The organism is Bacteroidota bacterium (assembly GCA_030017895.1).
Taxonomy (GTDB): domain Bacteria; phylum Bacteroidota; class Ignavibacteria; order UBA10030; family BY39; genus JASEGV01.
In genome coordinates this window covers 1-14,679 of the sequence record JASEGV010000066.1, presented here as the reverse complement: position 1 = coordinate 14,679, position 14,679 = coordinate 1, and the positions used below count along the sequence as shown (strand labels likewise).

Here is a 14,679-nt window from a genome sequence, read left to right as displayed (position 1 = left end):
ACGACGATAAAATCTATAACACTAAACTTATATTTGAATTTTTGGAACTGCCCTTGATATAATACCTCTGGTCGTTTGAACGGAAATCATCGAGAAGCAGGAACGGGTCGAACATATTTCCTTCATGAAAACCGAACGCGCGTTTCAAATGAACACCCGCTCCCTCAATTGTCGGTTTGCTTATAAAAACTTTTCGAATGGTTCTGACCTTTTTCATTTTGATAGTTCCACTATCTGATGTTCAAATTTATCTATCTGAATTTCATTAGTGAGATATTTGTGAAATTCTAAACCGTATTTATTCATGTAAGTAAAAATATTTAATTCCCGTTCTTGCAAATTTCCATCCGGCATCAGGTTGTTAATAGCTTTTTCGACTTGTCGGAGAGCTGTTTCGTGCTTCTGCTTTTGTGCGGAATCAGTTTTTTCTTTTAAATTATTTAAATGCGATTCAATTTTTTCGCGTGTAGTTTCCAAAGCACCAAGCAACGTTTGGTCGATATATCCCAAACCAAATTTCATTTCACTTAAAACATCATTAACACGGCTCTTCGAATCTGTAAATAAATCATCAATTTTAATCTCGGATACTAAATTGATAACCTGCTTTTTCACTTTTTCAATATCATTCAAAACACTAAGAAGACCCAATTCGTATTTTTCGAGTATCCTGGTAACTTTTTCTTCCACAATCGTAGCAGATGCACGGGGATATAAAATTGGCATTCCGACTTGAAACTGTTCGTAAATGGGCTTTAATTGAGCGAAATACGCGATTTCCGAGGGACCACCGACATAAGCCGCTGTTGGCAAAATTGTATCCTGGCAAATGGGCCGAAGCACAACGTTCGGGCTGAAAAGTTCAGGAGTTTCAGTTATGATCTGCTGAATTTCTTCCTTTGTTATAAACTTTCGTGTTCCTTTTAAGCTGAAATCGTTTTCTCTCGGTTCAATCAAATATCTTCCACCTTTATGGAATAAAAACAAATTTAATGCTCTCGGTTTAATTTGTGCGTGATATTTATGTTCTAATTCAGCACTTCTCTGAATAACAAGTTGGCAGGTTTTGGGATGGCTTTCGATTTCTATTTTAAATATTTCGGACAATAATTTCTTAACGCCGCAATCGTTTGATGAAATGAATATTATACCGGCTTTTGGAAATAGTTCGTTAATCAATTTTACAAATGATTTTTCAAAAGTCGCCCCGTCGTAATAACAAGCTTCAGCTATTTCAAGCAACTTACTTTTGAATTCTGTGTTCGGTAGAGCTGATTGGAGATGGATCAATAAATCGAGTATATTTTCGAGAGTGTAACTACCTACAGGACCGTGCTGTCCTATTTTTGTTTTTAATTGGTAGTCGATTGTTTTAATCTGATTATCGCTTGTTACTATTTTAATTTTGTTCACTTCATCGAAATCGTGGTCTTCGCCTTCCAGCCAAAATATCGGGACAAATTGAATACTGGGAAAATTCTGATTTAACTGTTCTGTGAGTTTGATGAGTGTGATGATTTTATAAATCGTATATAAAGGACCGCCGAGTATCCCAACCTGCTGTCCGCTTACAACCGCAAAAGTACTTTCTGCACGTAAGTTTTCTAAATTATAAAATGTCTGTTCAAAACAACCAAAATCTTTATTTTGCCGAAGTAATATATCGCAAATAGAATTCCGATGTTTGTAATCGTTCCGTATTTTATCGCAGCGAAGTTTGAAATTGCTTATCTGCCGAAAGTCCCACTCGTAAAATTGTTGAACCTTCTTAAAATCAGAAACGTAATCGTTAAAAAGATTTGTGAAACCACCTACATCCGGAATGTCTTTATAATTAAACCAACTCATAGGTTAACTCCCTTTAGTTTATTTTTCGATTGCGAGTAGAATTGAAGAGATTAAACTTGAAAATCTATGTTTTACTTTATTAGCTACTTCAGTTACTTCGGCGTGCGAGAGTTTTGAATTAGTTACACCGGTTGCGTAGTTTGTAATGCACGAAATTCCTGCGACCCGCATCCCGAGTGCACTCGCAAATGAAGATTCGTTTACGGTTGACATACCTACGGCATCGCCGCCAATTCTTCGAACCATCTCCACTTCCGATGCTGTTTCGTATGAAGGTCCTTTTACACCGACATAAATACCTTCACGTAAAGGAACTTTCATATCGTCAGCAATTTTTATAATCAAAGAAATTAATTTCGGATCGTAAACATAACCTTTTGTTTGCATTGATTTTCCAATTAGCACGACTGGATTTTCGAAAGTCAAATTGATATGGTCTTTCATCAACATCAAATCACCCGGATGGAAATGCCGATTTACACCGCCAGCCGCATTTGTCAGTATGATGGTTTTTACACCTAACTTATGAGCGACTCGAATAGGGTAGAGGATAGTGTTCAAGTTTCCTGTTTCGTAGTAATGAACGCGCCCTTGAAAAGCTAATATTTGTTTATTCTTCAAACGACCAAAGATTAATTTTCCCTTATGTCCCTCAACAGTTGAAACCGGATAGTGAGGAATTGATGAGGTTTCCATGACAGCATCAATCTCCAAGTTTTCAGCATAATCGCCTAAACCGGAACCTAAAACAATTCCTGTTTTCGGATTGCTTTTTGTTTTCGATTTGATGAATGAGATTGTTTCTTTCAGATGTTTTTCGTTCATATTATCCTAATAAAAGTCCAGCAATTGTTGCAGTTAATAAAGTTGCTAATGAACCACCGAGAACGGCTCGAAGACCAAGTGAAGCTAAATCTTTTCTTCGATGTGGCGCCATCGGGCTTATGCCACCGATTTGAATTGCGATTGATGAAAAATTTGCAAATCCACATAGAGCGAAAGTTGCCATATATATTGCTTTTTGACTTAACACACCTTCTTTTATCATTCTTGCTAAATCCCAGTATGCTACAAATTCGTTCAACACTACTTTAGTTCCTATTAAACTTCCGAAGTGCATAGCATCGGCCCATGGAACTCCGATAGCGAATGCTAAATATTGAAGTATTAAACCAAATAAAAGCTGTAAACTGAGTGGTTGGTTATATTTCTGTATAAAGAATTCGTTTATGCCTCCAATTGTCCCGGCAGCAGCTAAAACATAATTTAAAAGTGCGATTAATGCAATAAAAGCAATTAACATTGCTCCTACATTGAGTGCGAGTTGAAGCCCATCAGATGCCCCCCCAGCGGCGGCTTCGATCACGTTATTAGCTTGTTTTTCAACTTTTACCTTTACAGTTCCGCGCGTCACTGGCTCTTCAACCTCTGGAAAAAGAATTTTTGAAATTGCTAAACCTGCCGGAGCAGCCATAACGCTTGCCGCAAGCAATTGTATTGCAAAATTCACTTGGGCTGTGGCTAAATCTAAGTTTTGAGCATCAGCGAACGATTGTCCCAACATTTGAATGTATGCCGCCATAACACCCCCTGCTATAGTCGCCATACCACCCACCATAATGGTAAGTAATTCGGATTGTGTCATATTTCCGACATAAGGACGGATTAGCAAAGGAGCTTCAGTTTGACCGACAAAAATGTTTGCAGAATTTGAAAGCGATTCAGCTCCACTTGTTCCCATCAGCCGAATCATCAGCCAAGCCATCCCTTGAACTATCCGCTGTAAAATTCCCAAATAATATAAGATTGCAGTCAAGGATGAAACAAAAATAATAGTAGGGAGGACTTGAAAAGCAAAGAAAAAGCCCATGCTGCCATCACCATTATTGACAGCTAAATTTCCAAATACAAATTTAGCCCCTTCGGTTGTAAAGCCGAGTAAGCTAACGACAATATTTCCGAGCCCCTCAATAATAAGTTTTGGGTAACCCAAAGGAGCAAAAAAATTGGCTAAGGTTTGGCTTTTAATTATGAAAATTGCAAACACTAATTGAATGAGCAACCCCATCCCAACTAATCGCCAATTTACTCTTTTCTTATTATTCGAAAATAAAAAAGCAATTCCGACTATTACTAAAACACCTATAATTCCACGAATGATAGATTCGAATCCCATTATAATCTCCTAAAATTATTATTCATGCGAAACTTGATGACACCGGCGGCATCTTGCTTCGTAAACGTCTTTTGCGCCAATGACTACAAGTTCCTGCTGATTAGTCATTCTTTGTGTTCTGTCGGCAGGGTTTCCGCAGATTACGCAAATCGCCAATGTTTTTGTGATGTATTCTGCAGTTGCAAGTAATTGTGGAATTGGTCCGAACGGCTTCCCACGATAATCTTGATCTAAACCAGCAATTAGGACTCGCTTACCCTGATTTGCTAATGTCTCACATATCTCTATAATTTCTAAAGGAAAAAATTGAGCTTCATCAATACCCACAACTTGAGATTCTTTTGCTAACTCCAAAATATCTTTTGGGTTATTCACGACAGTTGAAGATAAAGATTGTGTATTGTGCGAAACGATATGGTCGGAACTATACCGGGTATCAATTCCCGGTTTGAAAATTACAACCTTTTGTTTTGCTATTTGGGCGCGGCGAAGTCGGCGGATAAGTTCTTCGGTTTTACCACTGAACATACAACCACAGATTACTTCGATCCAACCGATTTCTTTTGGTGTATTATGAAGTGTAACTTCCATATTTTATATTAAATTATTTGGTGTGAAAGGATGGGGAAGAAGGTCAGAAGTGCGAAGTAGTTTTTCTTTACCTTTTCCGTTGGTTAGTATTATGTCGATATCGCCTGCAAGGTCGCTAATAACTTGTCGGCATGCTCCGCACGGTGAGGTGAAGCCTTCTTCATCTGTAGAGAGAGCGAGTGCTATAAATTTTTTCTCCCCTTCTGAAATGGCTTTGAAGAGAGCTGTTCTTTCAGCACATATAGTTAGCGAGTAAGAACTGATTTCGATGTTGCATCCGGAGTAAATTTTTCCGCTTTTGGTTAAAACTGCGGCACCGACTCGAAATTTTGAATACGGTGAATGCGAATTTTTCTTTGCTGAGTTTGCCGCTTTGATAAGATTTTTATAATCCATGCTAAACTTTAGGTTGTTAAAAATTTTACAAAATATATATAAAAATTAAACTAATATCAAGATATTTGAATTTAAAACAAGTATTTGATATATTTTGGCACAAAGTTATGAAAAAGAAATTAAATCATATTATCAAATCGCCAGTTGCTAAAAAACTATTGCTCGCTTTATTGATATTATTGCTTCTATTTTTTTTGTGCAACAACATTCTATTACCTTGGTATGTAAATAAAGGGGGCGTGGTGGCTATTCCCAAATTAGTAGGTTTACAAAAAGAAGCAGCAATAAAGTTGTTGGATTCATTAGGATTAGAACCACAGGACGGCGGTTTTCGACCTGACGTTAGATATCCAATCGGAGTTGTGGTTTTTCAGAATCCCGCTGAAAATGGGATTGTAAAAAAGGGAAGACGCGTTTATTTAACATTAAGTGGTGGTGAACAAGAAGTAGTTGTCCCAAACCTGAAAGGTAAATCGCTAAGAGATGCAAAATTCACACTCGACCGCAGCGGATTGAAATTAGGAGAAATCGAATATTTACCATCCGACGAGTTTCCCGAAAACACGGTTGTCGATCAATCTATTCAAATAGGGAGTAAAGTAAAGAAGAATAGTTTCGTTTCAATAATTATAAGCCAAGGAAAAATAATTGATAAAGTCGAAGTGCCAAACCTTGTAGGGAAATCGTATAACGAAGCAGAAAAAATTTTAGGAGAATTAGGTTTAAAATTAGGGCAGATAGAATATCAACCATCCTCCGATCTTCTGCCTAACACCATCATCGAACAATATCCTCGACCTGGTGAATTAATAACATGGGGAGAAAAGGTAAATTTATTTGTTACAAAAACCGGCAGTAAAAAAATTGAAAGATTCGAGTATTAAATTATTATGAAAAATATTATCATTGCACCATCAGTACTTTCGGCTGACTTCACAAATCTTGAACGCCAAATGCGTCTCGTTGAAAAGGGGGGCGCCGATTGGATTCACTTCGATGTAATGGACGGGCATTTTGTTCCGAACATAACTTTCGGTCCGATCATCATAAAGGCTTTACGGTCAATCACAAAGCTTACATTGGATACTCACCTGATGATAGAGAAACCGGAAAGGTATATCGAAGATTTTGTAAAAGCCGGTTCGGATATCATTACTGTTCATGTGGAAACTTGTCCGCATCTTCACCGCACTGTGCAACAAATCAAATCGCTGGGTATCAAAGCCGGAGTTACTTTGAATCCCGCTACCTCAACAAATACATTGATAGAAATATTTCCGTATGTTGATATGATTTTAGTGATGACAGTGAATCCTGGTTTTGGAGGTCAAAAATTTATTACATCTATGATCGAGAAAATTGAAACTATTTCGCGCATTAGGGATAATGTAAATCCGAAATTACTTATTGAGGTAGATGGCGGTGTAAGTCCCGACAACGCAAGGCGACTGGTCGAAGCGGGTGCTAATGTTCTTGTTGCGGGAAATTCGGTTTTCAAAAGTAAAAATATAACTAATGCAGTACGGAATCTCAGAAAATCAGCAATCTCATAAATTTTATGAATCCTGTCCAACTTAAAATCTCAAACCAAAATTCAATCACAACAATTTCTCTAAACCGTCCTCAAAAACGGAATGCGCTCAACGATACGTTGGTTAAAGAGCTCACCGATGCTATTATTCAATACGGTAAAAATGGAAACACAAAAGCAATTATTTTAACTGGTGAAGGTGATGCGTTTTGTTCTGGCGCTGACTTGGAATATTTGCAAAAAATTTCAAAGTATTCACTTGAAGATAATCAAGAAGACTCTCGTCTTTTGATGCGTCTTTATCAGTCAATATATGAGCTTCGTAAACCTGTAATTGCTATGGTGAACGGTCCGGCATTAGCCGGTGGTTGCGGTTTAGCCACAGTGTGCGATTTTATAATAGCTTCAAAAGAAAATGCTAAGTTTGGTTACCCTGAAGTTAAAATCGGTTTTATTCCTGCGATAGTGATGGTATTTTTAGTTAAAAGAATCGGCGAAGGAAAAGCAAAGGAATTAGTAATGAGTGGAAAAATTATTTCAGCTGAAGAAGCGAAAAATTTTGGCTTGATTAACATAGCGGTTGCTTCCGATAAATTATTGGAAACTGCGTTATCGTTTACAACTGAATTAATTGAACAAAATAGCAATGTTGCAATGGGGCTTTGTAAAGAAATGTTTTCGTCATTTGGACAGATGGACACAAAGCAGGCACTTGAATATGCAGCAAATATGAATGCCTTTACACGTATGACAGAAGATTGCAAACGTGGAGTTGAATCGTTTTTAAAAAAAGAAAGAATAAATTGGAAATGAACGAATTGAAAAATTATGTTCGCAACATTCACGACTTCCCGAAGAAAGGAATTGTATTCCGCGATATCACAACTTTGCTTAAGAATCCGGCGGCTTATCACTCGGCTGTAAATCAGATTATGGAAAAATTCAAAGATACCAAAATCGATAAAGTAGTTGGAGTTGAATCACGCGGATTTATTTTAGGCGCTGCCTTAGCATATAATTTGGGAATCGGGTTTGTCCCTATCAGAAAACCGAAAAAACTTCCGGCAGAAACTATTCGCGAAGAATACCAGCTTGAATATGGAACAGATGCAATTGAGATACACAAAGATGCAATCCTTCCCGGTGAAAACATTTTGTTGCACGACGACCTTTTAGCTACTGGCGGCACAATCAACGCTGCTTGTAAATTAATTGAGAAGTTAGGCGGCAGGATTGCAGGTATTTCTTTCCTAATCGAACTTTCGTTTTTGAATGGGAGAAAATTGTTAGACAAATACGATGTTCATTCATTGATATGTTACGATTCAGAGTAATTGAATAATTTTAATAAAAATATTGTAGTTGATTTCACTAAAATTGAAGGTGCAGGAAACGATTTTGTTCTTATTGATAATCGGGACAGGCGTTATCTTTTCTCTTATTCCGATTTTGCCAAAATTGTTTGCAACCGTCATCGTGGGGTTGGTGGCGACGGCTTACTCGTAATCGAAAATAGCGATATAAGCGATTTTAAGATGCGTTACCTGAATGCAGATGGTTCTGAAGGTGGAATGTGCGGAAATGGTGGACGCTGTATTGCAAAATATATGTTGGCAGCAGCTGGAAAACAAACCACGCAATTTGAAGCTTTGAACTATATCTATTCTGCTGAAATTGTAGAGAATAAAATTCGTCTCTTGATGAAAAATCCAACCGATTTTAGAATGGGTTTGCTTATTAGATTTGACAACTATGAATTTAAAATGGATTATGTGAATACAGGTGCTCCACACGCGGCTCTTTTTATAGAAGATATGCCACAAGATTTCAATAATTTTGAAACGATAAATGTTAATAAATTAGGAAAATATATTCGTTACCACGAATTATTTTTTCCAACTGGAACAAATGTAAATTTTGTTAAAACGACTGGTAGGGGAGAGGTTCAAATAAGAACTTACGAAAGGGGTGTCGAAAACGAAACACTTTCGTGTGGAACCGGTTCGATAGCTTCTGCTATCTTGGCGGCTATGCGCTATAATTGGAATTCACCGATAAAAGTATTAACTCGAAGTAAAGACAGTTTAATTATTGACTTTAATACAACTGAAAATCTAATAACTCACGTATCAATTGAAGGTCCGGTTAATCAAGTTTTTATGGGGCGTCTAAATTATTCGATTAAAGAAAAAAATATTAATGAGTAACAAACAAACGAAATATCATTTTATCCTGAATCCAGTTGCGGGTCGTGGACGTGCTTACAAGGCAATTAAACAAATTCGAAGTTTATTAAGAGAAAAGGGTGTAAATCATACTTTTTCAATAACTTCCGCACCGAAGCATGCAACCCAATTAGCTAACGAGGCTCAAAAAGATTACGATGTAATTGTAGCAATTGGCGGAGACGGGACGGTGAACGAAGTTATGAATGGAATGGTGAATAGCAAAATTAGATTTGGAGTAATACCATTAGGTTCAGGAAATGATTTTGCAAGAGCAGTTAAAATGCCAAATAATTTGATTGATGCAATCGATATTATTTTAAATAATAAGAACATTTTAGCTGACGTAGGTAAAGTAATAACACACAGGCAAATAGATGATAAATTGGAGATATATGACGAGAGATATTTTATAAATGGGATCGGAATTGGTTTTGATGCGTCGGTAGCTTACGAAAGTTCAAAAATTAAGAGACTTAGAGGCTTGCCACTATATATTTTCGCACTATTTCGAGCATTATTGAAATATCAAACACCTAATTTTTTATTCAAATTGGATGAATTACATTTAAAAAGCAAGTATTTTTTAATTGCTATCGGAAATGGAGTCAGTGCCGGTGGTGGTTTTTATTTAACTCCGGGGGCAAAATTAGATGATAATAAATTTGATGTTTGCTATGTTGAGCATGTTGGTTTTTTTAAAATTCTTAAAATGTTTCCGAGCGTTCTGAAAGGTTTGCATGGTAAGTATAAAGAAGTTCAATTTTCACATGCTCAAAATATTGAAGTAAAATCTGACGAAAATTTTTTTGTTCATGCTGATGGAGAAATCGTTGGGAATAATGTTAATACAGTAAAAATAAGTTTGATACCAGCAGCTATTCATGTGATTACTGGCTAATTCATTGAATACGTCTATTACTAATAATCAATATTATGTAAAGTAATTCATTTACCCAATCTATTAATATGGATTATTATAAATTCGATTTATAATGCTACTCCCCATCGAGAATTTCTTTTAGTGTATTGTAATAGGTTTGTCTCAGTTCTTTCACTGGTATATCGATGATAGAGTTAATTATTAATTTATGTCCTTTAACTTTTCCAATTATCTTATAATCTGTTTTATTTTTATTTACAATTTGTTCTAATTTGGCTAAACTGCCTTCCTCAATTGTAATAACTATTCGCATCTGATCTTCGCCAAATAAAATAAAATCCAATCGGTAAGCACTTTCAAAAAATATTTCAGCACCTAAATCTGATGCAATACAGCATTCAGATAAAGTTACTGCAATGCCACCGTCGCTAACATCGTGAGCAGATTCAACAATTCCTTCGTGAATTGCTTCTAATACAGTCGTGTGCACTTTTTTTTCGTAATTAATATCAAAATACGGAGCATCACCCTCTGTTTTACCGTGAATATGTTTAAGATATTCTGATCCTGATATATCACCATGATTTTTGCCTATTAAAACTATCAAATCATATTCATTTTTAAATTCCATCGATGTAATTAGCTTTAAATCCTCAACCAGCCCAAGCATACCAATAACAGGTGTTGGAAAAACTGAATAATTGGGACTCTCATTAAAAAAACTCACATTACCGCCTGTAACGGGAGTTTCGAGTACACGGCAAGCGTTTCCTATTCCCGCTACTGCTTCTTTAAACTGCCAATAATTTTCTGGATTATATGGATTCCCGAAGTTCAAGCAATTTGTGATAGCAATCGGTTTAGCACCGCAACAAATAACATTTCTTGCCGATTCAGCTACAGCAATTTCTGCTCCTTTACGAGGGTTCAAATAGACGTAACGAGCGTTCCCGTCTGTCTTTAGTGCAAGGGCTTTGTTAGTAGCTTTGATTCTGATAATAGCTGCATCGGTAATCCCAGATGGGATGGTATTGGTTCTCACCATAGAGTCATATTGCTGATATATCCACTTTTTTGAACAAATATTAGGCGATTTCAACATTTCTTTTAAAGTTTCATTGTAATCAATCGGTTCAGGTATTTCTTCGAAAGAAAAATTCTTTGTCTCAGATAAATATTTTGGTTCAATACTTTCACGATAATAGACAGGAGCACCCCCTCCTAAAACTAACGATTCGGCTGGTATTTCAGCCTTTAATATTCCATCCATATAAATTTTCAAGATAGCCGAGTTATCCACGTTTCCAATTATTTCAACTTGTAAATCCCATTTTTTAAATATTTCTTGAATTATTTTTTCACCCCCTTCCTTAATCACCACCAACATACGCTCTTGCGATTCTGAAAGCATAATTTCATACGCATTCATACCGGTTTCTCGGGCTGGTACCTTATTCAGGTCGATTACCATACCTGATTTACCGCGTTCGCTCATTTCTGATGTGGAGCATGCAATACCAGCAGCCCCCATATCTTGGATTCCGATGATGTATCCGGTTTTAGCAGCTTCAAGTGTCGCTTCTAATAGCAATTTCTCTGTAAACGGGTCGCCTACCTGCACTGAGGGTCTTTTCTCATCTGATTCTTCCGAAATCTCTTGTGATGCAAATGTAGCCCCATGAATCCCATCCCTGCCGGTAGCTGAACCGACAATCATAACTAAATTCCCCTCTCCTTTTGCTGCCGCTTTCATAATACAATCGTGTTTGACGATTCCTACAGACATAGCATTCACGATAGGATTTTCGGTATAACATTTATCGAAATAAACTTCACCCCCCACAGTTGGAACTCCGAAACAATTTCCATAATCGCCGATTCCTTTTACTATCCCTTTAATCAGATATTTTACACGTGGGTCGGTTGGATTGCCAAAACGCAGTGAGTTGAGAGCTGCTATTGGACGAGCACCCATTGTGAATATATCACGCATTATCCCACCGACGCCGGTTGCTGCACCTTGATATGGTTCGATTGCTGACGGATGGTTATGACTTTCAATTTTAAATGCTACAGCAAGTCCATCACCTATATCTACTAAACCTGCGTTTTCTTCGCCGGCACTCACCAAAAGTCGCTCTCCACTTCTAGGTAAAGTTTTCAATAATGCAATTGAATTTTTATATGAGCAATGCTCACTCCACATTACACTAAAAACACCAAGTTCGGTGTATGTTGGAGTCCTTCCTAATATTTCGAGAATACGATTATACTCATCCTCAGTTAAACCATGCTCGTTGGCTAACTGAAGATTCACTAAAGGTTCTTTTTCATTCGACAAAGCAATTTTTCTCGTAATTGTTGAATGAATATAAAAAAAAATCCCATCTGTTCAAAAAATCAGATGGGATTGATAAAATAAAATTTTAAATTAGAATTTATATCCTACGTTTATACCAAATAAATGGGCGTCGCTTTTATAGGTTCCGAGGAAATTAATATCTGAATAAACAACAGCCCTTTGCTCTAATTTTATAAATTGATATGCAGCATCGATCATAATGTTTTCAGTAATATTATAACCTATACCCAACATTGCTTCACCTCTGTTTCCATCGGGGAGCATTGGTTCAGTTTTGTGCAGTGGCTGCGGTGTAACGTCAAATACAAGTCCACCTCGAAGTGACCAATTTTCGAATCTGTATTCAACACCCCATCTTAAAATAAAAGCATTCTTCCAATCCTTTATTGATGTGCTACCTTTTTGAAGTACACCGAGAGGTGACGCTGGTCCTTCAGTAATTTTTACCACTAAAGAATCATAAGACGACCAGCCGATAAATTGTATATCTGTCGATACAGTTAATTCTTTCGTGACATCAATAGCAGCACCAAATGTAAGGTTTAACGGCAATGTTATCTCTGTACTTCCATCTCCACCGGGAAAGAAAGATTGTAATGCATTCATATCAGTAAATTTTGCTGTTCCTTCAAGTTCTAATTTTGTTGAATGCCGATAGGCAAGACCGAGCATCAAGTTATCAAATGGTCGATAAATTATTCCTGCATTGAAGTTAATTCCATTACCATCAGCTTCAAGTGAAGCTGTTCCGTCTGTTGTTGAGGGTGTTGGAGGAAGTAGAGTACGAAAGGTTGGAACTCGAAATGATAATTCTACATTAGCTAAAACATAGCTCACACCGATTCCAAATGATAATTGTTCATTAAATTTATATGAGACAGATGGATTAATAAAAAATGTTTGGAGTTCAGTCTTTGTAGCAATTCTACTTCCGACCCAATCTTTATCCCATACAGTGCCTAATCCATAAGGATTATAAACTCCGATACCAAATGCTAAGCCATCATCCATGGTATATGTCCCGTAGATATTAGATGGGTAAAATATTTGACTTTTCATTTTCGCATCTTGAGTCGAGCCTTTTGGTGTAAATGTTGTCGATGGAAATATTAGTGTAGTGCCAAGCATAATATTAGCACCTTTTTGAAAACTCAAACCGGCCGGATTAAAAAATATTGCTGAGGGATCAGAAGCCAGACCGGTGAATGCACCCCCCATTCCCATAGCTTTTGCACCGTGTTCGTTTATTTGAAAACCACCAGCAAATAAATATTGGGTAGTGACAAACAAAACTACAAAAGCAAATAAGAACGAAATGTTAATAAATTTTTTCATAGATGTCTCCATGATTTGTTAATGATATTGTTATTTAAGAACACATTTTTGACGTGTTATATTAACCAAATATTTTTTAAAAGTCAAGTAAGATTCAAATATTATCTAAACCTCGCACTTTGTTTGCTAAAACTGGTGACTTACACTAATACCAAAAAGGTTCGAAGAACTTTTATAAGTTCCGGGGAATAAATTTATAGGGGATGTAACGGTTCTGTCGGCGAACATAACATATTGATATGCAAAATCTAAATTAAGTGCATCGGTAAGTTTATAACCGACACCAAATGCAAATGTATTCCGATTGGCATCGGGCAACATCGGTTCAACCGATTTATCAGGCTGAGGGGTTTTATCGTAAACATAACCGGCACGAAAAGCAAATTGTTCGTAACGATATTCACCGCCGAGACGGAATAAAAATACATTTTTCCAATCTTTAATATTTAAATCTAAAGTGCTATAACTTTCCCACATTACATACTGCAAACCTGCTTCAACAGTTAAATCAGGTATCACAACATAGGCGATTGCAGCAGAAATGTTGGAGGGTAACGTAATGGTTGTTTCGCCATCATATTCTGTAGGTAATTCTGTAATTTTTGCCTTGCCTTTTAAATCAAGTTTGGTTGTGTGCCGATATGACAACCCAACCGAAAGTTCGTCGGACGGTTTAAGTAAATACCCGAAATTAATATTAACACCACTTCCAGATGCTTCAAGCTCTCCGGTCCGATAAAAAGTTGTTATGGATGGGGAGTCCAGTTGACGATCGCTTGGGACTGCGAGTGGAATTTTCACATCCGCTGAAACGTAACTCACACCAAGAGCAATAGACAATTGTTCGTTCACTTTAAATGAAATCGTTGGATTAATGAAAACTGTTTGCAAGTCGGTTTTTACAGCCAAGTAGTTTCCTTCCCAATCTTTATCCCACTCTGTTCCAAATCCAAAAGGCTTAAAAACACCCAGTCCCAAAACAAAACCGTTATCCATTCCGTAAGTTCCATAAAAATTACTTGGATAAAATATCTGGCTTTTCATTTTCGTTTTTTTGGAATATGGGGCAGGACTCGTAAAATTAGTTGAAGGAAATATTAATGTCGTTCCTACCATCACTTTCATCCCTTTTTGGAATCCCAATCCTGCAGGATTGAAAAATATTGCAGAGGGGTCGTTTGCTTGTGCAGTGAATGCGCCACCCATACCCATTGCTTTTGCTCCCTGTTGGTTAATTTGAAATCCTTCGGCAAAAACTTGTGATTCAAACGATAACATTATTAAGGGCAGTTCCAAAAATTCAAATATAAGTTTAGTGTTATAGATTTTATC

Annotated in this window: 14 protein-coding genes and 1 pseudogene; 6 read left to right on the top strand and 9 right to left on the bottom strand. The window is 36.8% G+C overall.

Going from position 1 to position 14,679, the window contains the following annotated elements; translation table 11 throughout:
- Positions 1–49 precede the first annotated feature (49 nt).
- From QME58_11485 to cdd, 6 genes and pseudogenes are all read right to left on the bottom strand, one after another.
- Positions 50–217 (bottom strand): annotated as a pseudogene (locus tag QME58_11485) (pirin family protein).
- Complete coding sequence (gene bshC, locus QME58_11480; protein MDI6804447.1) at positions 214–1,848, bottom strand: bacillithiol biosynthesis cysteine-adding enzyme BshC; 1,635 nt, start codon at positions 1,846–1,848, stop codon at positions 214–216. The pseudogene QME58_11485 and the gene bshC overlap by 4 nt, the downstream one beginning before the upstream one ends.
- An 18-nt stretch (positions 1,849–1,866) precedes the next feature.
- A complete protein-coding gene (locus QME58_11475) occupies positions 1,867–2,673 on the bottom strand; it encodes a purine-nucleoside phosphorylase (protein ID MDI6804446.1) in 807 nt (268 codons plus the stop codon).
- A gap of 1 nt (position 2,674) precedes the next feature.
- Positions 2,675–4,024, bottom strand: coding sequence for a nucleoside transporter C-terminal domain-containing protein (locus tag QME58_11470; GenBank protein ID MDI6804445.1), 1,350 nt, complete (start codon positions 4,022–4,024; stop codon positions 2,675–2,677).
- Positions 4,025–4,042: 18 nt separating this feature from the next.
- Positions 4,043–4,615: a thymidine kinase gene (locus tag QME58_11465; protein ID MDI6804444.1), complete on the bottom strand. Its 573-nt coding sequence runs from the start codon at positions 4,613–4,615 to the stop codon at positions 4,043–4,045.
- Between the two features lie 3 nt (positions 4,616–4,618).
- A complete protein-coding gene (gene cdd, locus QME58_11460; GenBank protein ID MDI6804443.1) occupies positions 4,619–5,011 on the bottom strand; it encodes a cytidine deaminase in 393 nt (130 codons plus the stop codon).
- A gap of 107 nt (positions 5,012–5,118) precedes the next feature.
- Between cdd and QME58_11455 the strand changes: the two genes are divergently transcribed.
- From QME58_11455 to QME58_11430, 6 genes are read left to right on the top strand one after another with little or no spacing between them, the layout of a single operon-like run.
- Positions 5,119–5,895, top strand: coding sequence for a PASTA domain-containing protein (locus tag QME58_11455; GenBank protein ID MDI6804442.1), 777 nt, complete (start codon positions 5,119–5,121; stop codon positions 5,893–5,895).
- A 6-nt stretch (positions 5,896–5,901) separates the two neighbouring features.
- Positions 5,902–6,564 carry a ribulose-phosphate 3-epimerase gene (gene rpe, locus QME58_11450; protein ID MDI6804441.1) on the top strand — a complete coding sequence of 221 codons (663 nt, stop codon included), beginning with the start codon at positions 5,902–5,904 and terminating at the stop codon, positions 6,562–6,564.
- 5 nt (positions 6,565–6,569) lie between these two features.
- Positions 6,570–7,355 carry an enoyl-CoA hydratase/isomerase family protein gene (locus QME58_11445; GenBank protein ID MDI6804440.1) on the top strand — a complete coding sequence of 262 codons (786 nt, stop codon included), beginning with the start codon at positions 6,570–6,572 and terminating at the stop codon, positions 7,353–7,355.
- Positions 7,352–7,876, top strand: a complete 525-nt coding sequence (locus tag QME58_11440; protein ID MDI6804439.1) for an adenine phosphoribosyltransferase — start codon at positions 7,352–7,354, stop codon at positions 7,874–7,876. The genes QME58_11445 and QME58_11440 overlap by 4 nt, the downstream gene beginning before the upstream one ends.
- Positions 7,877–8,749 carry a diaminopimelate epimerase gene (dapF, locus tag QME58_11435; GenBank protein ID MDI6804438.1) on the top strand — a complete coding sequence of 291 codons (873 nt, stop codon included), beginning with the start codon at positions 7,877–7,879 and terminating at the stop codon, positions 8,747–8,749.
- The gene (locus QME58_11430; GenBank protein MDI6804437.1) at positions 8,742–9,668 is read left to right on the top strand and encodes a diacylglycerol kinase family lipid kinase; all 927 of its coding nucleotides are present in this window, start codon (positions 8,742–8,744) and stop codon (positions 9,666–9,668) included. Before dapF ends, QME58_11430 begins: the two co-directional genes overlap by 8 nt.
- A 97-nt stretch (positions 9,669–9,765) precedes the next feature.
- Here the strand turns inward: QME58_11430 and purL are convergent, their stop codons facing one another.
- From purL to QME58_11415, 3 genes are all read right to left on the bottom strand, one after another.
- On the bottom strand, positions 9,766–11,991 hold the full coding sequence (gene purL / locus QME58_11425) for a phosphoribosylformylglycinamidine synthase subunit PurL (protein MDI6804436.1): 2,226 nt from the start codon (positions 11,989–11,991) through the stop codon (positions 9,766–9,768).
- 90 nt (positions 11,992–12,081) lie between these two features.
- Positions 12,082–13,347 carry an outer membrane protein transport protein gene (locus QME58_11420; GenBank protein MDI6804435.1) on the bottom strand — a complete coding sequence of 422 codons (1,266 nt, stop codon included), beginning with the start codon at positions 13,345–13,347 and terminating at the stop codon, positions 12,082–12,084.
- Between the two features lie 126 nt (positions 13,348–13,473).
- Positions 13,474–14,679, bottom strand: a 1,206-nt coding sequence (locus tag QME58_11415; GenBank protein ID MDI6804434.1) for an outer membrane protein transport protein, incomplete at its 5' end; no start/stop codon positions are given.

What these genes read in the sequence shown, in the direction of transcription:
- bshC (MDI6804447.1), bottom strand. Translation starts at nt 1,848, where the DNA reads ATGAGTTGGTTTAATTATAAAGACATTCCGGATGTAGGTGGTTTCACA.
- QME58_11475 (MDI6804446.1), bottom strand. Translation starts at nt 2,673, where the DNA reads ATGAACGAAAAACATCTGAAAGAAACAATCTCATTCATCAAATCGAAA.
- QME58_11470 (MDI6804445.1), bottom strand. Translation starts at nt 4,024, where the DNA reads ATGGGATTCGAATCTATCATTCGTGGAATTATAGGTGTTTTAGTAATA.
- QME58_11465 (MDI6804444.1), bottom strand. Translation starts at nt 4,615, where the DNA reads ATGGAAGTTACACTTCATAATACACCAAAAGAAATCGGTTGGATCGAA.
- cdd (MDI6804443.1), bottom strand. Translation starts at nt 5,011, where the DNA reads ATGGATTATAAAAATCTTATCAAAGCGGCAAACTCAGCAAAGAAAAAT.
- QME58_11455 (MDI6804442.1), top strand. Translation starts at nt 5,119, where the DNA reads ATGAAAAAGAAATTAAATCATATTATCAAATCGCCAGTTGCTAAAAAA.
- rpe (MDI6804441.1), top strand. Translation starts at nt 5,902, where the DNA reads ATGAAAAATATTATCATTGCACCATCAGTACTTTCGGCTGACTTCACA.
- QME58_11445 (MDI6804440.1), top strand. Translation starts at nt 6,570, where the DNA reads ATGAATCCTGTCCAACTTAAAATCTCAAACCAAAATTCAATCACAACA.
- QME58_11440 (MDI6804439.1), top strand. Translation starts at nt 7,352, where the DNA reads ATGAACGAATTGAAAAATTATGTTCGCAACATTCACGACTTCCCGAAG.
- QME58_11430 (MDI6804437.1), top strand. Translation starts at nt 8,742, where the DNA reads ATGAGTAACAAACAAACGAAATATCATTTTATCCTGAATCCAGTTGCG.
- QME58_11420 (MDI6804435.1), bottom strand. Translation starts at nt 13,347, where the DNA reads ATGAAAAAATTTATTAACATTTCGTTCTTATTTGCTTTTGTAGTTTTG.